21 protein-coding genes, 4 tRNA genes and 1 riboswitch are annotated in these 19155 nt (G+C 37.8%); of the genes, 18 read left to right on the top strand and 7 right to left on the bottom strand.

Going from position 1 to position 19155, the window contains the following annotated elements:
- Positions 1–96 precede the first annotated feature (96 nt).
- Positions 97–573 (top strand): SsrA-binding protein SmpB, encoded by a 477-nt coding sequence (gene smpB / locus OZX61_RS03295; RefSeq protein ID WP_195770605.1) that lies wholly within the window; start codon positions 97–99, stop codon positions 571–573.
- A 48-nt stretch (positions 574–621) separates the two neighbouring features.
- Here the strand turns inward: smpB and OZX61_RS03290 are convergent, their stop codons facing one another.
- The 3 genes from OZX61_RS03290 to rluD form a co-directional block, all read right to left on the bottom strand.
- Positions 622–1176 (bottom strand): flavodoxin family protein, encoded by a 555-nt coding sequence (locus OZX61_RS03290; protein ID WP_277095301.1) that lies wholly within the window; start codon positions 1174–1176, stop codon positions 622–624.
- Between the two features lie 48 nt (positions 1177–1224).
- A complete protein-coding gene (gene pgeF, locus OZX61_RS03285; protein ID WP_277095623.1) occupies positions 1225–1962 on the bottom strand; it encodes a peptidoglycan editing factor PgeF in 738 nt (245 codons plus the stop codon).
- An 81-nt stretch (positions 1963–2043) separates the two neighbouring features.
- Positions 2044–3096: a 23S rRNA pseudouridine(1911/1915/1917) synthase RluD gene (rluD, locus tag OZX61_RS03280; RefSeq protein WP_277095300.1), complete on the bottom strand. Its 1053-nt coding sequence runs from the start codon at positions 3094–3096 to the stop codon at positions 2044–2046.
- Between the two features lie 73 nt (positions 3097–3169).
- Between rluD and OZX61_RS03275 the strand changes: the two genes are divergently transcribed.
- On the top strand, positions 3170–4270 hold the full coding sequence (locus OZX61_RS03275; RefSeq protein ID WP_277095299.1) for an outer membrane protein assembly factor BamD: 1101 nt from the start codon (positions 3170–3172) through the stop codon (positions 4268–4270).
- A 111-nt stretch (positions 4271–4381) separates the two neighbouring features.
- Positions 4382–6244, top strand: a complete 1863-nt coding sequence (locus OZX61_RS03270) for a CHC2 zinc finger domain-containing protein (protein WP_277095298.1) — start codon at positions 4382–4384, stop codon at positions 6242–6244.
- A 49-nt stretch (positions 6245–6293) separates the two neighbouring features.
- Here the strand turns inward: OZX61_RS03270 and OZX61_RS03265 are convergent, their stop codons facing one another.
- The gene (locus OZX61_RS03265; RefSeq protein WP_195770610.1) at positions 6294–6572 is read right to left on the bottom strand and encodes a hypothetical protein; all 279 of its coding nucleotides are present in this window, start codon (positions 6570–6572) and stop codon (positions 6294–6296) included.
- Positions 6573–6861: 289 nt separating this feature from the next.
- Positions 6862–8151 carry a glutamyl-tRNA reductase gene (hemA, locus tag OZX61_RS03260; RefSeq protein WP_195770611.1) on the bottom strand — a complete coding sequence of 430 codons (1290 nt, stop codon included), beginning with the start codon at positions 8149–8151 and terminating at the stop codon, positions 6862–6864.
- A 122-nt stretch (positions 8152–8273) separates the two neighbouring features.
- Here hemA and OZX61_RS03255 point away from each other — a divergent pair, with 122 nt between their 5' ends.
- The 12 genes from OZX61_RS03255 (at position 8274) to ribB (ending at position 15228) form a co-directional block, all read left to right on the top strand.
- Positions 8274–9941 carry a tetratricopeptide repeat protein gene (locus OZX61_RS03255; RefSeq protein ID WP_228284761.1) on the top strand — a complete coding sequence of 556 codons (1668 nt, stop codon included), beginning with the start codon at positions 8274–8276 and terminating at the stop codon, positions 9939–9941.
- A 19-nt stretch (positions 9942–9960) separates the two neighbouring features.
- Positions 9961–10554 carry a lipoprotein insertase outer membrane protein LolB gene (lolB, locus tag OZX61_RS03250; protein ID WP_277095297.1) on the top strand — a complete coding sequence of 198 codons (594 nt, stop codon included), beginning with the start codon at positions 9961–9963 and terminating at the stop codon, positions 10552–10554.
- Between the two features lie 7 nt (positions 10555–10561).
- Entirely contained in the window at positions 10562–11383 is an 822-nt protein-coding gene (ispE, locus tag OZX61_RS03245) for a 4-(cytidine 5'-diphospho)-2-C-methyl-D-erythritol kinase (protein WP_277095296.1), read from the top strand.
- A gap of 10 nt (positions 11384–11393) precedes the next feature.
- Positions 11394–11468 (top strand) — tRNA-Gln (locus tag OZX61_RS03240).
- A gap of 28 nt (positions 11469–11496) precedes the next feature.
- Positions 11497–11571, top strand: a tRNA-Gln gene (locus OZX61_RS03235).
- Positions 11572–11587: 16 nt separating this feature from the next.
- A tRNA-Gln gene (locus OZX61_RS03230) sits at positions 11588–11662 on the top strand.
- A 91-nt stretch (positions 11663–11753) separates the two neighbouring features.
- Positions 11754–11828, top strand: a tRNA-Gln gene (locus tag OZX61_RS03225).
- Between the two features lie 36 nt (positions 11829–11864).
- Complete coding sequence (locus OZX61_RS03220) at positions 11865–12818, top strand: ribose-phosphate pyrophosphokinase (protein WP_195770614.1); 954 nt, start codon at positions 11865–11867, stop codon at positions 12816–12818.
- 98 nt (positions 12819–12916) lie between these two features.
- A complete protein-coding gene (gene rplY, locus OZX61_RS03215) occupies positions 12917–13213 on the top strand; it encodes a 50S ribosomal protein L25 (RefSeq protein WP_195770615.1) in 297 nt (98 codons plus the stop codon).
- A 21-nt stretch (positions 13214–13234) separates the two neighbouring features.
- A complete protein-coding gene (gene pth, locus OZX61_RS03210) occupies positions 13235–13813 on the top strand; it encodes an aminoacyl-tRNA hydrolase (RefSeq protein WP_195770616.1) in 579 nt (192 codons plus the stop codon).
- 42 nt (positions 13814–13855) lie between these two features.
- Positions 13856–14236 carry an aspartate 1-decarboxylase gene (gene panD, locus OZX61_RS03205; protein WP_277095295.1) on the top strand — a complete coding sequence of 127 codons (381 nt, stop codon included), beginning with the start codon at positions 13856–13858 and terminating at the stop codon, positions 14234–14236.
- 102 nt (positions 14237–14338) lie between these two features.
- Positions 14339–14482, top strand: a riboswitch (FMN riboswitch).
- An 86-nt stretch (positions 14483–14568) separates the two neighbouring features.
- Positions 14569–15228, top strand: a complete 660-nt coding sequence (ribB, locus tag OZX61_RS03200) for a 3,4-dihydroxy-2-butanone-4-phosphate synthase (RefSeq protein ID WP_277095294.1) — start codon at positions 14569–14571, stop codon at positions 15226–15228.
- A gap of 40 nt (positions 15229–15268) precedes the next feature.
- Here the strand turns inward: ribB and OZX61_RS03195 are convergent, their stop codons facing one another.
- The gene (locus OZX61_RS03195) at positions 15269–15754 is read right to left on the bottom strand and encodes a DUF1289 domain-containing protein (protein ID WP_195770619.1); all 486 of its coding nucleotides are present in this window, start codon (positions 15752–15754) and stop codon (positions 15269–15271) included.
- 121 nt (positions 15755–15875) lie between these two features.
- Here OZX61_RS03195 and OZX61_RS03190 point away from each other — a divergent pair, with 121 nt between their 5' ends.
- Positions 15876–16808: a rhodanese-related sulfurtransferase gene (locus OZX61_RS03190; RefSeq protein WP_277095293.1), complete on the top strand. Its 933-nt coding sequence runs from the start codon at positions 15876–15878 to the stop codon at positions 16806–16808.
- 34 nt (positions 16809–16842) lie between these two features.
- Here the strand turns inward: OZX61_RS03190 and OZX61_RS03185 are convergent, their stop codons facing one another.
- Entirely contained in the window at positions 16843–17646 is an 804-nt protein-coding gene (locus OZX61_RS03185; RefSeq protein WP_277095292.1) for a sulfite exporter TauE/SafE family protein, read from the bottom strand.
- Positions 17647–17670: 24 nt separating this feature from the next.
- On the opposite strand from OZX61_RS03185, the gene OZX61_RS03180 reads away from it, so the two are divergent.
- A complete protein-coding gene (locus tag OZX61_RS03180; RefSeq protein ID WP_277095291.1) occupies positions 17671–18432 on the top strand; it encodes a biotin--[acetyl-CoA-carboxylase] ligase in 762 nt (253 codons plus the stop codon).
- Positions 18429–19154, top strand: a complete 726-nt coding sequence (locus OZX61_RS03175; protein WP_277095290.1) for a type III pantothenate kinase — start codon at positions 18429–18431, stop codon at positions 19152–19154. The genes OZX61_RS03180 and OZX61_RS03175 overlap by 4 nt, the downstream gene beginning before the upstream one ends.
- Position 19155 lies beyond the last annotated feature (1 nt).

Genomic DNA, 19155 nt, shown 5'->3' with positions numbered 1-19155 from the left:
TTTTAGAGAATGGACACCATAACCACAGTAGCAATAAACACTTCACCTCGCCTGAAGTTTACGGCACAATAGATGCAGATTTGGAATATATAGATTATGGCGAACGTAAAAGTAGTTAAAAAAAATAATGGCGGTACAATTGCTCAGAACAAACGTGCCCGCCATGATTATTTTATTGAAGAAAAATTTGAAGCAGGCCTTTCTTTACAAGGTTGGGAAGTAAAATCCTTACGTGCAGGACGCATGAGTCTTGTAGAAAGCTATGTCATTTTCAAAAATGGTGAAGCTTTCCTCTTTGGTGCTCAAATCCAACCGCTTCTTTCCGCGTCTTCACATGTTGTTCCAGAAGCAACACGCACCAGAAAGCTTTTGCTCTCTCGTCGCGAACTTGAAGTACTCATGGGTGCGGTAAATCAGAAAGGCTACTCATGTGTACCTTTAGCAAGCTATTGGAAAGGTCATCTGGTTAAACTTGAAATTGCATTGGTCAAAGGAAAGCAATTGCACGACAAACGTGCCAGTGAAAAAGACCGAGACTGGAAGCGCGATAAAGCAAGACTGTTTCATAAGTAAAAATAAAGCCCTCATCTGGGGCTTTATTTTTATTTAGTCAAACCATAGCTAGTCTTTTATTCTTTGCAAAGTTAATGCAATGTACTCACCAAACCAAAGTGCTGTTTTTAGGTCTCCTTCAGGTGGTGTAATATCTACAGGTGCATTATCGGACTGGGTCATTAACCCTAAATGACTTGCTAAACGATTCAAATCTGAAGTTGAATGGCCCTTAGAAAGTAAAGGTAGGCCTGTCCATAGCATTCCATGTTGCATAGCAAATAGATTAACCTGTTGTAAAACGGAAAGCTTATCGCCACTTAAACCGCCCGAATTAGTAAATCCTGCTGCCATTTTACCCTGCCATGCTCTTGACATCCATCGTTTAGAAGTACTGTCCATAAATACTTTAAAAGGTCCTGAAACACTACCCATGTATGTAGGCGAACCAAAAATAATGCCATGTGACTGATCAAGTACATCCCATTGAACATCTTCGATGGACATCAAAAAAACTTTCACACCCATCTTTTCTGCACCTTTTGCAATATAACTCGCAACTCTTGCAGTATGCCCATATGGACTATGATAGACGATGGATAAAGTTTTTGTAGATGTCGGCATATCGTTTAAATTTAATTTATAAGACGATATGATCTTAACACGAATGAATCACTTATTCATAAAAGCAAACGTGGCCATTCTTCCTGTTTTTGCTTGTCGACGATAAGAGAAATACTTATCAGATTCAGTAAATGTACATGCCTCACCACCTAAAATATGTTTTACGCCATAAGACTGTAAGATATATTTTGCAATCGCATAGAGATCTGCATACGTTTTATCGGGATTCTCTTTTGTTTTAAATGCAAATTCGACATTATATTTTTGACAAAATACGTCTTTTACTTCTAATCCCACTTCAAAACAGTTTTGACTAATACATGCCCCAAGCCATGCCCACGTTGGAGGGTTGTTCATTTGATTAATAGTATTTTCGACAATACCTTCTACAAGACCACGCCAACCCGCATGTACATTTGCGATTTCTTCGTTATTACCAAAAACAATAGGTAAACAATCTGCAGTCATAATCATCAATGCATGATTTTGTTGCTGAGTAACCAAACCATCCCCAACTAAAGGTAATAAATTACTACTGCTTTCATTTACTACATGACAGAGTGTGCTATGGGTTTGTTCTAACCATGTCATTTTATGAACATTATATTGGCTTAATAAAGACATTAAAGCCATACGATGGGTGTGAACACGTACATTTTCATCACCCACATGCAGTGCAAGGTTAAACCCTTCCAATTCTGACACACAAGCAGTTAAACTTTGCAAATAAGTGCGTTGCGTTTGCCCTACATATATACCTTCGGGAAGTCCTTGAACAAATTCAATCAATTGAATTACTCCGTATATATTTAAACGCGGTTAAAGAAGTACCAAATAATTTGATAGTTCTTTAACCATCATACACATTTAATATGCTTTATTTTCCTCGCGAAGAACTGTAACCAAAGTATTAAAATCTTCTGGCCAAGGTGCTTCAAATAACATTTCTTCTTGCGTTCTTGGGTGAATTAGACCCAACTTGGCAGCATGTAACGCTTGACGACGAAATCCTCTTAATGTCTCAGCCAGACGCTCAGATGCACCTGCAGGTACACGCACACGGCTCATATAGACAGGATCACCAACTAAACCATAACCGATATAACTAAAATGTACTCGAATTTGGTGAGTTCGCCCTGTTTCTAATTGTGCTTGTACACGAGTAAAATTTTGGAATCTTTCTTTTACATTATAGTGTGTGACTGCGTCTCTACCACCTGGGAGTACCGTCATTTTTATACGATCGACTGGATGACGCTTAATCGGCTCATCCACTGTACCGCCAGCAATCATATTGCCGTAGACAATTAGGTCATATACACGATACACCGATTTTCGAGCCAATTGTCTAGATAGGGAAAATTGTGCTTCTAAAGTTTTTGCAACAACCAACAAACCAGATGTATCTTTATCAATACGATGTACTAAACCTGCACGAGCAAGCTCTGCTGTTTTAGGTGCATAATGTAAAAGCGCATTCACCAACGTACCCGACGGATTTCCTGCGCCAGGATGGACAACCATTCCAACAGGTTTATTAATCACCAAGATATCATCATCTTCGTAAATAACATCTAAAGGAATATCTTCTGGTGTACTACGTGTTTGTGGCTCAAGTTCAACCTCTAAGGTCAGGCGTTCGTGTCCTTCACAGCGATATTTAGGTTTTATTTTGTTTCCATCTACCAGTAAATAGCCATCTTTCATCCATTGTTTTAACTTTTCACGGGAAAAATCGGGCCATACCGTTGCAGCAGCTTGGTCTATACGTAGACCTAAATACTGTTCATCCAACTGAAATTGCAACGATAAATGTGTTGCAGTTGTAGAGGAATTATGATTATCTGCATCATCAGTCTCTTCAAGTAAGTTGAAATCTGTTTCAGTGCAATTAGAATGAGAAGAATTTATCGAAGTCATTTGGCTCATTAGAACAATTAATGGTTTAATAGTGCCATTGTAGCTCATTGCCCGTATTAACTGAGGAATTTTTATGTCGCTACCACGTTATAAAGTTACGATGCTTGCACTTTCTTTAGGCATAGCTTGTACATTTGTGGGCTGTAGCAGTAATCCATCAAAAAAAGAACTTGCCGATTTAGGCCCTAAAGTTAGTGAAGAAACCTATTACAGCGCTGGACAAACTGCCCTAGACAAAGGTCAATACAACGAGGCAGCAAAGAATTTTCAAGCGATTGATACATACTTCCCAACTGGCGCGCGTATTGAACAAGCTCAACTTGATCTCATCTACGTAAAATTCCAGCAAAAAGATTATCCAGGTGTGGTTTCAGCATCTGAACGTTTTATTCGTTCGAATACAGATGCACCTGAAGCAGACTTAGCATACGCATATTACGCTCGTGGTGTTGCTAACATGGAGCAAAATTACGATGGTATTATTCGTTATACGTCACTTAAACAAGCACACCGTGATGTAAGTTACCTGAAACTGGCTTATCAAAACTTTGTAGATTTCATTCGTCGTTATCCTTCTAGCCAATATGCAGTAGATGCCGCAGAACGCATGAAATTTATTGGTCAAGAATTAGCAGAACATGAAATGGAAACTGCTCGCTTTAACGTAAAACGTCAAGCATGGGTAGCAGCCATCGATCGTAGTCAATGGATTTTAGAACACTATCCTGAAACGCCACAAATTCCGGAAGCACTTGCAACTGTTGCTTATAGTTATAATGCACTCGGCGATCAAAAAACTGCAAACCAATATATTAATGTATTGAAGTTAAACTACCCGAACCTCATTAAAGCCAATGGAACTGTTAACTTAAAAGCAGCTCGCCATGAAGGCAGTTTCTTGAACCGTGCAACCCTAGGTATTTTTGGTCGTGGTGAAGAAAATGCCGTTAAAGGCAGTCAAAAGCAACCTACAGAGGGTACAACACGTAGTTTAACTAATCGTCTAAGCTTTGGTTTACTTGACCGTCCAGATCATCATGAAGCAGTTACTCCAGTTACACCTGCTAAAACGGAAGTCCAAGCACCAAAAACAGCAGATAACGAAATGCCAAAACGCAGTTGGCTAAATCGCTTATCTTTTGGATTGATTGATAAATCTCCTACTGTAAATTAATATTAAGAACAATCCTTATAAAAGGTAAGCAAACGCTTGCCTTTTATTTTTTGACAACAGAAAATTTGCTAAACTCTCATTTCTACATTCGTATAAGCATGTATCCATTCTATGGCGATTCCACAGCACACTATTGATCAAATATTAGATCGTATCGATTTAATTGATTTAATTGGACAGCGCGTAAAACTAAAAAAAACAGGAAGAACCTATTCTGGATGTTGCCCCTTTCATCAAGAAAAAAGTCCATCTTTCCACGTTTATCGGGATAAACAGTATTATCATTGCTTTGGTTGCCAAGCCAATGGAAATGCCATACGTTTTCTCATGGAATATGAAAACAGAACTTTCCCAGATGTCGTTAAAGAATTGGCAAGTCTTGCTAGTATTGAACTACCTAAAGACCAATTTGATGCAAAAAAACCAACCTATAAAAAGAAAGCTGTTCCGCAAGAACCCTCTACACCGAGAAGCTTAGATCCAAAAAATAATTCCAGTGAAACATCTCATTTTCAAGCAGATCCTGACCCCTTTGAGTTCGTTGAACCTGACTCTTCTGAAATATTTATACCTTTTGAAGAACCAGAGGGTAACTTGTATGACTTACTCGAAAATATTGCGCAATATTATGAACAACAATTAACACAACACCCACATGCTCAGCAATACTTTCAACAGCGTGGTTTAACAACACAAACCATTCAAAACTGGCGTCTCGGTTATGCTCCAGAGGGCTGGCAGCATCTTGAACAAGCTTTTCCAAGAGATATTGACGGTATTAAACAAATCGGTTTAATCCGTACCAGTGACACAGGAAGAGATTTTGATTTACTTCGTGATCGCGTTATTTTTCCAATACGAGATCATAAAGGTCGTGTGGTTGGTTTTGGGGGACGTGCCTTAAATAATGACATTAAACCTAAATATATTAACTCACCAGATTCTGAGGTTTTTCATAAAAACCAATTACTCTATGGACTGTATGAGGGTAGTAAAAATAAAGCAAATGATTGGTTAATGGTAGAAGGATATATGGATGTTATTGCTTTAAGTCAAGCTAACATTCATGGTGCTGTGGCAACACTAGGAACTGCAAGTAACACAGACCATCTTAATCTATTATTTAGAAGAAACCACCGTATTACCATTGCATTTGACGGCGATAGTGCAGGCCAAAAAGCTGCACGTCGAACTTTAGAGATTGCTTTACCTCTTTTAAACGATGGTAGAGAGTTAAAGTTTTTTATCCTCCCACCTGAACACGATCCAGACTCTCTGATTCGACGTGAAGGAGTTGAAAAATTTAAAGCACTTTGGGAGGCCTCTCCCTTACTTTCAGATTTTCTTTATGTTTTGCTTAGCCAAAGTTATGACATCTCTACTCCTGAAGGTAAAAGTCAGGTCATGGGTGAACTAAGAAACCTTACCAACTTGCTCCCACAAAAAGGGTCATATCGTTACCTACTCACACAATCTTTTCGCGAAAAGCTCGGGTTAGGCAGAAGATTTACACCTAAAGTGAATAACGACGCAGCCCTATCTTTTAATATTCAAACACGTGTTGAAGACTATGCAATCGCTCTACTGATTAGCCATCCATTCTTATATCAACAGTTTACAATATTACAAGAGCATATTCCTGAAGAAGAATTACTTGCAGATGTTTTAAATATTTTAGATAAGCTTTTTCCAAAACTCCCTGAAGACCAAGACGCCTCTTTATATTATGTGTTAGGCGCAATGACTCAATATCATTATGTAATTTTAGATTTATTAGAACGAACGAATATCTTCAGCCTCATTGATTCACCAGAGAAGGCTTTCAATCTTGCTAAAGAATATGTACTTACGCTACAAGGTATTTATTTGCGGAAAAAAATGAAAAAACCGCAGTCCTTAAAAGAATCTCAACACTTAAGGAAACAATTAAATGAGCTTACTAAGCAAATTAGCTTACAGCTCTTACAATCTTAGACTATTTAGGGCAAGACTATCTTGCCCATTTTAATGATAATATTTTAACTCAGTGAAAAAACTGACGATACTTATTACGCATAACTTTTTGCACGTTAATTTTTTTCATCTGTTCAAGTAAAGTATGATGTTCTTCAAATTCACCATCAAAAACTCCAATTGAAATAGAAGGTATGCTTAGCTTAATTTTTTCAGGAATTTGATGCATAGCATGATGTGCTTTTTCATTTAACTTAACAAATACATCGTGCTGATACATACGACCATGACGAATCATTGGTAACTCAGATGCTTTAGCGAATAACTCATTCATATTAATATGTTTCATTTTTGGCTCCTTAATACCTTTTCTATTGAGAAATAGAAATCTTAAATTAGCGTTTAGACGATATAAAATCTGCCAATTTTAAGGTTTTTAAGATTTTATAATTCGTTTGTTTTATTATAATCAGATGATTTTTTATGCCAATATGAAAAATATCAAGAGAGTCCACGATTAAAAATAATTATTATAAAATCAAATAATTGAGGGAATATTAAAAAATGACTCTTGCGTTCACATTATAATGTTGACTTTAAACATGTAATAATTTGCCCCTAAAAGATAATAGACTACCTTAGTGAGGTTTCTTCGGTAGTCTATTATTTGCCAATACCTGCTGTAGATTTTCTTTCATCCAATCGAAATATTCGGGATCATTTTCTTTGACAGCTTCTCTTAATAATAAAGAGGTTGGATGCAATAATTTTTGTGTTAAACGATGTGAAAAGTCTTTTAAAATCTGTTCTGCATCGCCACCAGATTGAAGCTGATGCAACGCCAACGCAAGCTCTTGTTGCTGAGCATGATGTCCTGCATCTCGATATGCTGAAATAACACCACCAGCACGCTTCACTTTCTGTTGAGAAACCAACTGAGTAGCCAGTTGATTTACCATCACTTCCGCTTCTACCGCAGCTTGACGGCGTTGGGCAAGGTTTTCATCAATGACAGTCTGTAAGTCATCTACACCATATAAATAAACACCATCTAAATTCTCTACCTTGGGATCAATATCTCTAGGCACAGCCAAGTCGACCATAAGCATTTGTTGGTATCTACGTTTTTTTAATGCAGATTTCACTTCCTTATAATCAATCACCTGATGCAAACTTCCTGTACAGCTTGAAATAACATCTGCACGATATAAATGATCTGCTAATTCTGAAAAAGGAATAATCTCTACATCTACAAATGTAGAGATTTCAGATTTCAATTTCTCTGCGCGCTCAACACCACGATTACAAATAATAATCTTTGCAACACCCATATCTGCCATATGTTTTGCCACTAGACTATTCATCTCACCTGCTGCAACCATAAGCACAACCAGTTTTTCAGGATGGCTAAACACTTGATGTGCCAACTGTGCAACTGCATACCCCATTGAAACAGCATGGCTTCCCACTGCAGTTTCAGAGCGCACTCGTTTAGCTGCGTAAAAAGCATATTCAAAAATGCCATTTAAATGAGAAGACACAGTTCCCGCTTCCTTAGCAAGAGAAAGTGCACTTTTTACTTGCCCTAAAATTTGAGGTTCACCCAACATTAAAGAGTCAAGTCCGCTTGCAACACGCATTAAATGGGAAACTGCCTGAATGTTTTCATAGCGATATACATGATTAAACAATTGATTTACATCAATACCATTGGTTTTAGCCAACCAACTTAATAAAATGTCTACATTTTCAGCATGTGCATAAATCTCAGTGCGGTTACACGTTGAAACCACAACAAGATCATTTAAATCTTCTTGTTTATTTTGTTCAGACAATAAGCTGTTTAAGCGTTCTGCATTAAAAGCAATACGCTCGCGTAAGTCTACAGAGGCGGTATGATGGTTGACACCAAGGGCAAAAAACGTCATGTCGTCATATCATCATTTAACTAAAATTTTGCATGTGTTATTGTGCATCATGAGTGTCATAATAAGCTAAATATTTGGATAAAGAAACTTTGCAGCAAACCATTCGCCAGAACTCAGACCTAATGATTCGGCAATATTCTAACACAATCTTACTGTTAGGTAGCATTGCCTTAGGCATGTCTACAACAAGCTTTGCGCAAAATACGATTCAACATTATAAAACTCTCCCACTTAAACAAAGTCTGACCGCTGAATTTGCACTTAGCTATGACCAACCAGAAATTGCAGTACATAACTACAAACAACTGGCACTACATAGCGAATCTACAATTGCTAAACAACGTGCTTTAGATGTAGCACTAGAAGCAAATAATTTCAATGCAGCGCTTGCAATTGCAATGCATTGGGTACAACAAGACCCTACTGATGTACCTGCTCTATTTTATTTAACACATATCTCGCTCAAAGCACATAAATATGAATTAACAGCAACCACGCTTGATAAAATTTTAAGCATTGATTCTGATGCCGATCTTGCAGAAATATTAACAGGGATTTCTCCAGATAACCCTCACGATCGAGAGGTTCTGTTACACACACTCAGAAATAGTCGAGCACGAGAAAACCCATCTATTCTGGTTTTAATTTCTAGCTTAGAAGCCCAAAATAATGACCTACCACAAGCCCTTAAGGATGTACAAAAAGCACTTAAAAAGAGACCAAACGTAACCAGCTTCATTCTACTCAAAGCAAGCCTCTTAGAGACTTCAGGCAATGAAAAAGCAACCGAAGCTTGGTATGCAAAATCTATTCAGTCTCATCGTTACAACTACGAAGTCAGACTGGCGGAAGCAAAATATCTTATCCGTGTAGGACAAGCAGAACTCGCACTTAAAAAATTACAAGCAATTGCACGCATATGGCCATCATCAGATGAAGCTAAGTTCATAGCTGGGTTAACAAGCATCGACCTCAAAAGATATAGTCTGGCTGAAAATTTTTTACTTCAATTAAAAAACTCCCAGCAATATCAAAATGAAGCAAATTACTACCTCGCAATTAATGCTGAACGAAAACAACATTATGAAACAGCCATGGCCTATTATAGACTAGTCGATGGCAGCTTATATACCGTTTCTAGACGTAACTTAATTAGTATTTTTGATAAAATAAATCGGTTAAGTGATGCTTTAAGGTTTTTGACTCAAGAACGAGTAAATTATCCGCAATACGCAAGTTTTTTATACCAATTACAAGCAGATATCTTAAAAAAAATGCAGAACAAACCTGCAGCAATAGAATTACTTAATGAGGCAATACAAAACTTGCCTGATGATCCAGATCTCATTTATGCACAAGTTTTATTACTCAATCCTTATGAAGATAAAACGCTACTTGAAAAAGATCTTGATCGTTTACTCGAAATAGATCCAGATAGTCCGACCTACTTAAATGCATATGCATACACACTTGCACTTCAAAACAGACGATTATCAGATGCTAGAGAATATGCAGAAAAAGCGATTAATAATGCCCCTGACCAAGCAGCTATTTTAGATACCTATGGATATATCGCATTTTTACAAAATGATTTTAAAACAGCCATTCCTGTCTTAGAAAAAGCTTATCTCTTTAATAATAGTCCAAATACTGCTATTCGCTTAGCGCGTGCACTGTACCTAAACAACGAAGGCAAACGGTTTAATACTCTTTTACAAGAGTTACTTATCGATTTCCCAGAAAATAAAGATATTCAACAGTTACAAACCTTAATGCTTCCACAGCAATAACCCATGAGTGATTCGTATCATGCATCTAACCAATAAATTAAGCCTGTCTTGTATTATGACCACAGTTCTTTTGATGAGTGGGTGCCAGACATATATTCAACCCCAAAAAACACTACAGAAATCCCCTGAAAATATATTACAAAAAGATACTTTTCAAATTGATGGTAAGATTGGTGTTAGAACGTCTCAACAGTCAGGAAGTGCTTTCTATACATGGTCTCAGCAAGGCAATCACTTCACCATAGACTTAACTGGTGCACTAGGCATCGGGAAAACACACATTGAAGGTTCACCAGGTCAAGTTACTCTAACGAGTGCAAAAACAGGTACAATTTCCGCAACGTCTCCAGAAGAGCTTCTTGAAAAAGCAACAGGTTGGCAAACTCCAATTACCCATCTTATACAATGGGTACAAGCAAAACCTGCAACAGTAGAAGCTAAAACTACTCAAGATGCACAGCATCGAATTTCTGAAATTATTGAAGATGGTTGGAATGTCACTTTAATCTATAATGATGAGTCACAAAAGCTTCCGAACAAGTTGATTCTAAAACAAAGTTTATCGAATCAGGAAGAAAATCGAATTACTATGGTTATTCAAAATAGGGCTTAAGGTCAACATGATTAATATTCCATCTCCTGCAAAAATTAATCTATTTCTACATATTACAGGTCGTCGGAGTGATGGTTATCATGAGTTACAGACTATCTTTCAACTCATTGATTTATATGATTGGTTATCTTTCACTCAAACTGATTCAGATGAAATTACTATAGAAGGCATGTCTGAAGTTGAGAAACAAGATAATCTTATTTATAAAGCAGCTCAGTTGCTCAAACCGTATGCAAAATTGAATACTGGATTTCATATTCAGATTGAAAAAAATATTCCTATGGGTGCAGGACTTGGTGGCGGATCTTCAAACGCAGCATCAACGCTTATTCTGCTGAATGAACTTTGGCAATGCAAACTGAAAAAAATAGAATTATGTCGATTAGCCTTAACATTAGGTGCAGATGTTCCTATCTTTATTCATGGAAAAAATGCATGGGCAGAAGGCATAGGTGAACAAATTACACCCATTAATTTGCCTAAAAAATGTTACATAATTCTTAAGCCTGACTGTTTTATCAGCACCCAACAGCTTTTTTCACAAAAAACATTGACAAGAAACGCAAAGCCCTCTAAATTTTGCGCCTATCAACAACAGCCATCAAGTTTTGGAAATTGTTTTGAGCCTCTAGCGAAAAAACTTTACCCTCAAGTTGATGAAGCAATGCAGTATCTAAATCAGTTTGGAAATGCAAAGCTTACAGGAACAGGTGCTTGTGTTTTTGTTGAAACAACTGAAAGTATGAATGTAGAGCATATTTTAAAACATTCACCATGTAACGCTTACTTGGTAAATAGCTTAGAAGAATCTCCACTTATTCATATTTAAGTTAAATTGTAGGGGTATCGCCAAGTGGTAAGGCAGCGGGTTTTGATCTCGCCATCCGTTGGTTCGAATCCAGCTACCCCTGCCATTATTTTCACCTGAGATTTTTGTATATTAGGGGTATCGCCAAGTGGTAAGGCAGCGGGTTTTGATCTCGCCATCCGTTGGTTCGAATCCAGCTACCCCTGCCAATACAAAAATCATGCTAGGGGTATCGCCAAGTGGTAAGGCAGCGGGTTTTGATCTCGCCATCCGTTGGTTCGAATCCAGCTACCCCTGCCAATTTGATACAAAAAAACATCGTGCACGTTTTTAAACAATGTCATTTTTTCTTGACAAAATTGAATAAAAACTTTAAAGTTTTGCACACATTAGGGGTATCGCCAAGTGGTAAGGCAGCGGGTTTTGATCTCGCCATCCGTTGGTTCGAATCCAGCTACCCCTGCCATATTCTTCTAAACATGCCAACCGCCAAGGGTGCTTCATGCCCAATCTTGTCGTTTTTAGTGGAAACGCCCATCCACAATTCGCTCAAAAAGTTGTAAGCCATTTACATGTGCCTTTAGGCTCTGCTTCTGTTACTCGCTTTTCAGATGGTGAAATCGCTATTGAAATCACTGAAAATGTTCGTGGTAAAGATGTCTTTATCGTACAGCCTACATGTGCACCAACCAACGATAACCTTATGGAAATCTTGGTAATGGCGGATGCCCTACGTCGTGCTAGCGCTGGACGTATTACAGCTGTTATTCCATATTTTGGTTATGCACGCCAAGACAGACGTCCTCGTTCTGCACGTGTCCCAATTACAGCAAAAGTTGTTGCAGATATGCTAACAACCGTTGGAATTGATCGTGTAGTAATGATTGACCTGCATGCTGACCAAATCCAAGGTTTCTTCGATATTCCAGTAGACAACATCTACGGTACGCCTGCCCTACTTGCTGACTTACGTCAACAGCAACATGACAATCTTATGGTTGTTTCTCCAGATGTTGGTGGTGTAGTTCGTGCTCGTGCTGTTGCGAAACAACTTGGTGATATCGATCTTGCAATTATCGACAAACGTCGTCAAAAAGCCAATGTATCACAAGTGATGCATCTGATTGGTGATGTTAAAGGTCGTGATTGTGTCATTGTTGATGACATGGTTGACACCGCAGGAACGCTCTGTAAAGCGGCTGATGCACTTAAACAATTTGGTGCGCGTCGTGTTGTTGCATACGCAACTCACCCAGTTCTTTCAGGTAAAGCAATTGAAAATCTGCGCAACTCAGTCATTGATGAGTTAGTCGTCACAGATACAATTCCATTATCTCCAGAAGCACAAGAACTTGGAAAAATTCGCCAAGTTTCTGTAACAAGCATGGTTGCTGAAACAATTCGTCGTATTAATAACGAAGAATCTATTAGCGCAATGTTTGACAGTTATTTATAATAACTGACTTCTTAAAAACCCTAACCTTACGTTAGGGTTTTTCTATCACTAGATTGGTCGCAAATCTAGTTTTTATTCATTTCAATGAGGATTATCTCATGGCTAAATTAGTATTAAACGCTCAAACACGTGCTGAAGACTTACAAGGGAAAGGTGCGAGCCGCCGCCTTCGTCGTGAAGCACTCGTTCCTGCTATCATCTACGGTGGTGAAGCTGAACCTGTAACAATTACTTTAGAACTTCGCGAATTAACTCGTCTTCTATTAGAAGATGGTTTCTTCACTGAAACTTTAGAAGTTAAAATTGGTGAGAAAACTGAAAGCGTTAAAATCCAAGCTTTACAGCGTCACCCTGCTAAAAATACACCTATGCACGCTGATTTCGTTCGCGCGTAATAGATATAAGAGCGTTTTTTCGTGAATAAAATTTCGCTCATTGTCGGTTTGGGTAATCCTGGTTCGCAGTATGCCCAAACCAGACATAATGCTGGCTTTTGGTTTGTAGAGCGTCTTGCCGAACAATACAATATTCATCTCAAAAATGAAGCAAAGTATTTTGGCATTACAGGACGTGGACAAATTCATGGACAAGATGTTCGTCTTCTCCTACCAACAACATTTATGAACAAATCTGGTCAAAGTGTTGTACCTTTCTCAAAGTTCTATCAGATTCCTCCCGAATCTATCCTCATTGCACACGATGAACTCGATATGAACCCAGGTATCATCCGTCTAAAATCAGGCGGTGGTCATGGTGGTCATAATGGTTTGAGAGATATTGTTCCGCATATTGGTGCTAACTTTCATCGTTTACGTATAGGTATTGGTCATCCTGGTTCAAAGGAACGTGTTTCAGGTCATGTACTGGGTAAAGCACCAAGTAGTGAACAAAACCTTATGGATGATGCGATTCATCACGCACTCAGTAAAATTGACTTGCTTGTCGATGGAGAAATCTCCCAAGCAATGAATCAAATTAACGCATACAAACCTTAATCTTCTATATTTTTGAAATAACAGTTTTTCAAGGGAAATTCCATGTTATCACGTCTATTAAAATGTAAGATTCACCGTGCAATCGTCACACATGCAGAACTTCACTATGAAGGATCCTGTGCAATAGACGGTACACTTATGGATCTTGCAGGTATTCAAGAATACGAAGAAATACATGTATGGAATGTAACGAATGGAAAGCGTTTTACAACATATGCTATTCGTGGTGAAGATCAATCAGGAATTATTTCTGTAAATGGTGGTGCAGCACATCAGGCAGATGTAGGCGATATTATCATTATTGCAACTTTTGGTAGTTTCAATGAACAAGAAGCGGAATCACATAAACCTAAATTGGTATATGCAAATCCAGATAATACAGTAAATCACACTGCAAACTGTATTCCTGTACAAGTTCTATAAGTCTTCCCATATCTATCAATACAATATGCTTTACAACAATAAAGCATAAGATACCTCTATAATTGATTGAAATTTTCTAGATTGAGTGTCTATAATCAGACCATATCTCTTCAGGGCGGGGTGTAATTCCCCACCGGCGGTAAACTCTAATAATAGACCAGCCCGCGAGCCTAATATCTAAAATATTAGGCAGATTTGGTGAAACTCCAAAGCCGACGGTTATAGTCCGGATGAAAGAAGATGACGTTCTCAATCTCATTGTATTGACAATATTGTAACGAGCTTATTTCTCAGTCCTGAAATGTTTTCCTACTTCTTATGGAGCATTTCAAATGTCTACGTTAATCGACCCATCTCAATCTTTTAAATCGCTTCCTACAGCAAACTCGCGTATTCAACAAGCACTAAAAGATATTCAGCAAGGCAAACCTGTTCTTGTTATGGATGACTTCGACCGTGAAAACGAAGCAGATTTAATTATTGCAGCAGATACTTTAACCGTTCCTTGTATGGCACAAATGATTCATGATGGATCAGGGATTGTATGTATGTGTATTACGAGTGCGCTTGCTGACCATCTTGAACTTCCGCCTATGGTCCAAAATAACTCAAGCCAGTTTCATACAGCATTTACCATTACAATTGAGGCCAAACATGGAGTAACTACAGGTGTATCTGCACAAGATCGCGTAACTACCATTAAAGCTGCGACAAAGCAAGGGGCTATTGCCGAAGATTTAAATAGACCTGGGCATGTTTTTCCACTAAGAGCCCAAGAAAATGGTGTACTCACACGTCGTGGACATACCGAAGCGACCATTGATCTAGCACGCCTCGCAGGCTATCAATCTGCTGGTGTATTATGTGAACTGACCAACCCAGACGGAACTATGGCAGCAGGTCAAGAAGTATTCGATTATGCTGAAAAACATCAACTTACTCTAATTACAATTGAAGAGCTTGTTCAATACCGTATAACACATCAATGTTAATTTGAATTAAGTAGAGTAAAGGTGTAAATAATACTTTACTCTACTCTTCTTCAAGCATTTTTATTAAATTTTTACCAATACTATTTGCTCTAATCCAAGCTAACTCATAGCTTGCCTTTGCCAAAGTTAATATTCTATTTTCAAAATTATCCCAAAGTGGCTTAACCTGTCGTGCAGAAATACCTAAACCACTTTCTTCAGAAAACTTCTTATTTTTTTCACAAAGTTTTAGTGCATGATATAACTTACGTCCTAATGTAGCTTCTGGTAACAATCGGATCCCCTTTCGTTCCAAAAATAAATCTACTTGTTCTAAGTTCATATGAGGCAATAGTGGGATAAGAACTTTATCTAATTGTTCATCTAAGCGTTTCCATACAGCAAGTTGCTGCGTTGCAGTATAGTTATTCCATTTAATCACTTCATGATTAAAACGGCGGCATCCACGACAAACATGGTCACCAAAAACGGTTGAACAACGTCCTGCACAGGGTGTTAAAGCAGGTGTATGATGTTCATTACTCAAGTTAGTTTCTCCAAAATAAATAATAATCCATAATTTATGTATGGATTTCTCGCATATCGATGTGTTTCACGCTAAAATATGCGCCTTAATTTTCTATATCTTAATACAATTGGAGTTATCCATGAACGCTACTGTAGAACAGCTTGCACCTGTAGAACAGCAAGCGACCGCAGGTTGGGTTGTTGCAGCATTATATCAATTTAAAGAAGTGGCAAATCCTGCAGATTTGCAACAACGTCTTTTAGATCTGGTAAAAACAGTTAACCTATGTGGAACTCTAATTGTTGCAAACGAAGGAATCAATGGTACTGTAGCTGGTAGCAGAGATGCAATTGATACCATTCATCAATTTTTACAAGATGAAGGTTTTAACGCTATGGAATATAAAGAGTCCCATAGCACTGATAAGCCATTTCGTAAAATGAAAATTAAACTTAAAAAAGAAATTGTTACATTAGGTGTTGAGGTAAAACCTCGTGATTTAGTCGGTCACTATTTAGACCCAAAAGAGTGGAATGACTTAATTGCTCGTGACGATGTTATCCTTATCGATACACGTAACGACTACGAATATAAAGCAGGAACATTCAAAGGTGCGATTGACCCTAAAACTGAAACTTTCCGCGAATTTCCTGAATATGTAAAGAAAGAGCTTGAGCAACATAAAGATAAAAAAATTGCTATGTTCTGCACAGGTGGTATCCGTTGTGAAAAATCGACCTCTTTGCTTCTACAAGAAGGGTTTAATGAAGTCTACCACCTGAAAGGCGGTGTACTTAAATATTTAGAAGAAACACCTGCTGAAGAAAGTTTGTGGGAAGGTGAATGTTTTGTATTCGACGGCCGTACAGCCGTGAAACACGGTATGGAAGAAGGTGTAAATATTAAGTGTCATGCATGTGGTTGGCCACTTACACCTGAAGAAGTTGCTGAGCCAACTTATGAGCACGGCGTATCGTGTGTTTATTGCATTGAAAAAACTACAGACAAGCAAAAAGAAGGCTTTCGTATGCGTCAGTCTCAGATTATTGCTGCAAAACGCAAGCGTCTATAAAGACAAAGGCCAACAAGTTTGTTGGCCTTTATTTTTAACTGCCAAAAGCACGGTATAGAAAGTAAATACCTACAAAAAGTAATAAGAAGCTAAAACATTTTTTCAGCATAACTGTAGAAAGTGCATGGGCAACTTTTGCGCCTAGCTTTGCAGTTAAAAAACTCATAACACTAATACCAATAAAAGCATAAATGTGCACATAGCCAATCGCATGATTAATCTGCTGATGCTGTTGATGACCAAAAAACATAAAACCAATCGCACCTGCAATTGCAATGGGTAAACCACATGCAGCAGACGTTGCAACAGCTTTTTGCATGATTACACCATGCCGATTAAGGTATGGAACAGTTAAAGAGCCACCACCTATACCAAAAATAGCAGATGCAATTCCAATTACACCGCCTGCTGCAACTTGTTTAGCAGATGATGGAAGTTGTTTTGACGTATCTACTTGTGCTGTAGCACCTGTAAACATTCTGAAGGCAATAACAATTGCAAAGATACCAATAATAATTTGTAAAATTTTACCAGATAGTACATCTGCAATGCCTGCACCAACAAAGGAACCTATAACCAACCCTGGTGCAAGATGTTTGACCACCTGCCAAAGTACTGCCCCCTTTTTATGATGAGCCATTACAGAGCTGATAGACGTAACGACAATCGTGGCTAAAGATGTTCCTAATGCCATATGCATAATTAAATTTGGATCATAGCCTTGCTGCGAGAAAACCACATATAAGATGGGTACAATAATTAAACCGCCACCAACACCAAATAGCCCTGCAGCAAAACCTGCAATTGCACCAATCATTAAATATATGATTAACTCCATACATATTCCCTATGATGTATTAAAATGGATTCTGAAACTCAAATATTAAAAAGATTATTATCTTTATCAAATCATATACCTGAGGTTGTATTATTAAAACAATCTACTGAATCTACCAATGATGATGTAAGACATCTGGCTCAAGAAGGTATTTCAACTGCACTTGTATGTAGTGAAACACAAACACAAGGTAGAGGCCAACATCAACGTGAATGGCAATCTCCTCAAGGTAACATTTATTTTAGTACACTTGCGCAGACCAATACGCCTTTAGATGGACGATTAGCATTAGAAGTGGCTCTAAATTTATTACACATGCCCTGTCTTTGTCATTTAGACCTTTATATAAAATGGCCAAATGATTTATATAGCACAGCGGGTAAATGGGGTGGAATTTTGGTTGAGCCCATTTCTACACATCAAGCTGTCGTGGGTATTGGTATTAATTTGTTTCCCCACAACTCAATTAAAAACTTAGACCAGAAGACCACGTCATTGACACAGCTTTGCCATCTCGATATTTCTAGAACTGAAATGATCAGTCAAATATATATTGCTGTACAAAATGCGGTGCAATGGTTCAATTATGGTAGTCAGAATCTTTCAGAGCGCTTTAACCATGTTGCTATGTTTAAAAACAAACAAGTCTCTTTTGAACATATACAAGGTGTAAATATAGGTATTTTCAAAGGCATACAATCAGATGGTGCTGTTTGTATTGAAGAAAATGGTAAAATACATCATTTTTATCAAGGTCGTTTACGTATTATGGAAGATACATTATGAGATGTCTGTGGCTCGATATTGGCAATACACGTTTAAAGTATTGGATTACAGAGAATGGAGAAACGCTTGACCATTTTGCTGAGTTACATTTGCAGTCTCCTGCTGATGTATTACTTGGATTAATTCAATACTTCAAAAGACAAAATTTAAATTGTATCGGAATATCTTCAGTTCTAGATCAACGCAATAACCAACACATTGAAAGAACATTACAACATTTAAAATGTCCTATGCATTTTGTTCAAGTGCACCAGCAATATAAAAAATTTATTTGTGGTTATGAAGATGTTAGTCAACTTGGGATTGATCGTTGGTTACAAATGCTTGCGATTGCAGAGCCAAATAAAAATTATTGCATTGTTGGCTGTGGCACCGCCCTCACCATCGACTTAGTGGAAGGAATGCAACATTTAGGAGGATATATTCTGCCTAATCTTTATTTACAACGAGATGCACTTATACAAAATACAAAAGGTATTAAAATTCCAGATTCAGCATTTAGCATTTTAGCACCTGGTCATAATACTGTAGATTGCGTACATCATGGTATTTTACTGGGGCTTGTAAGTAGTATTGAAAAAATTATGCAACAAGATCAAACCAAACAATTGGTATTAACAGGTGGAGATGCCCCTTTATTTGCAAATCATCTTTCGACGTATAACCCTCAGGTTGTACCAGATTTACTTTTAAAAGGACTACAAACCTACATCGACTATTAAG

Source organism: Acinetobacter sp. ESL0695 (assembly GCF_029392135.1).
Classification (GTDB): Bacteria; Pseudomonadota; Gammaproteobacteria; order Pseudomonadales; family Moraxellaceae; genus Acinetobacter; species Acinetobacter pollinis.
The sequence above is the reverse complement of the archived record's forward strand: the minus strand, read 5'-3'. Positions and strand labels throughout refer to the sequence as shown.

What these genes read in the sequence shown, in the direction of transcription:
- OZX61_RS03175 (WP_277095290.1), top strand. Translation starts at nt 18,429, where the DNA reads ATGAGATGTCTGTGGCTCGATATTGGCAATACACGTTTAAAGTATTGG.
- rluD (WP_277095300.1), bottom strand. Translation starts at nt 3,096, where the DNA reads ATGACTTCGATAAATTCTTCTCATTCTAATTGCACTGAAACAGATTTC.
- OZX61_RS03190 (WP_277095293.1), top strand. Translation starts at nt 15,876, where the DNA reads ATGAACGCTACTGTAGAACAGCTTGCACCTGTAGAACAGCAAGCGACC.
- ispE (WP_277095296.1), top strand. Translation starts at nt 10,562, where the DNA reads ATGATTAATATTCCATCTCCTGCAAAAATTAATCTATTTCTACATATT.
- OZX61_RS03275 (WP_277095299.1), top strand. Translation starts at nt 3,170, where the DNA reads ATGTCGCTACCACGTTATAAAGTTACGATGCTTGCACTTTCTTTAGGC.
- rplY (WP_195770615.1), top strand. Translation starts at nt 12,917, where the DNA reads ATGGCTAAATTAGTATTAAACGCTCAAACACGTGCTGAAGACTTACAA.
- smpB (WP_195770605.1), top strand. Translation starts at nt 97, where the DNA reads ATGGCGAACGTAAAAGTAGTTAAAAAAAATAATGGCGGTACAATTGCT.
- OZX61_RS03185 (WP_277095292.1), bottom strand. Translation starts at nt 17,646, where the DNA reads ATGGAGTTAATCATATATTTAATGATTGGTGCAATTGCAGGTTTTGCT.
- OZX61_RS03220 (WP_195770614.1), top strand. Translation starts at nt 11,865, where the DNA reads ATGCCCAATCTTGTCGTTTTTAGTGGAAACGCCCATCCACAATTCGCT.
- ribB (WP_277095294.1), top strand. Translation starts at nt 14,569, where the DNA reads ATGTCTACGTTAATCGACCCATCTCAATCTTTTAAATCGCTTCCTACA.
- lolB (WP_277095297.1), top strand. Translation starts at nt 9,961, where the DNA reads ATGCATCTAACCAATAAATTAAGCCTGTCTTGTATTATGACCACAGTT.
- OZX61_RS03270 (WP_277095298.1), top strand. Translation starts at nt 4,382, where the DNA reads ATGGCGATTCCACAGCACACTATTGATCAAATATTAGATCGTATCGAT.
- OZX61_RS03290 (WP_277095301.1), bottom strand. Translation starts at nt 1,176, where the DNA reads ATGCCGACATCTACAAAAACTTTATCCATCGTCTATCATAGTCCATAT.
- OZX61_RS03180 (WP_277095291.1), top strand. Translation starts at nt 17,671, where the DNA reads ATGGATTCTGAAACTCAAATATTAAAAAGATTATTATCTTTATCAAAT.
- hemA (WP_195770611.1), bottom strand. Translation starts at nt 8,151, where the DNA reads ATGACGTTTTTTGCCCTTGGTGTCAACCATCATACCGCCTCTGTAGAC.
- OZX61_RS03265 (WP_195770610.1), bottom strand. Translation starts at nt 6,572, where the DNA reads ATGAAACATATTAATATGAATGAGTTATTCGCTAAAGCATCTGAGTTA.
- panD (WP_277095295.1), top strand. Translation starts at nt 13,856, where the DNA reads ATGTTATCACGTCTATTAAAATGTAAGATTCACCGTGCAATCGTCACA.
- OZX61_RS03255 (WP_228284761.1), top strand. Translation starts at nt 8,274, where the DNA reads ATGATTCGGCAATATTCTAACACAATCTTACTGTTAGGTAGCATTGCC.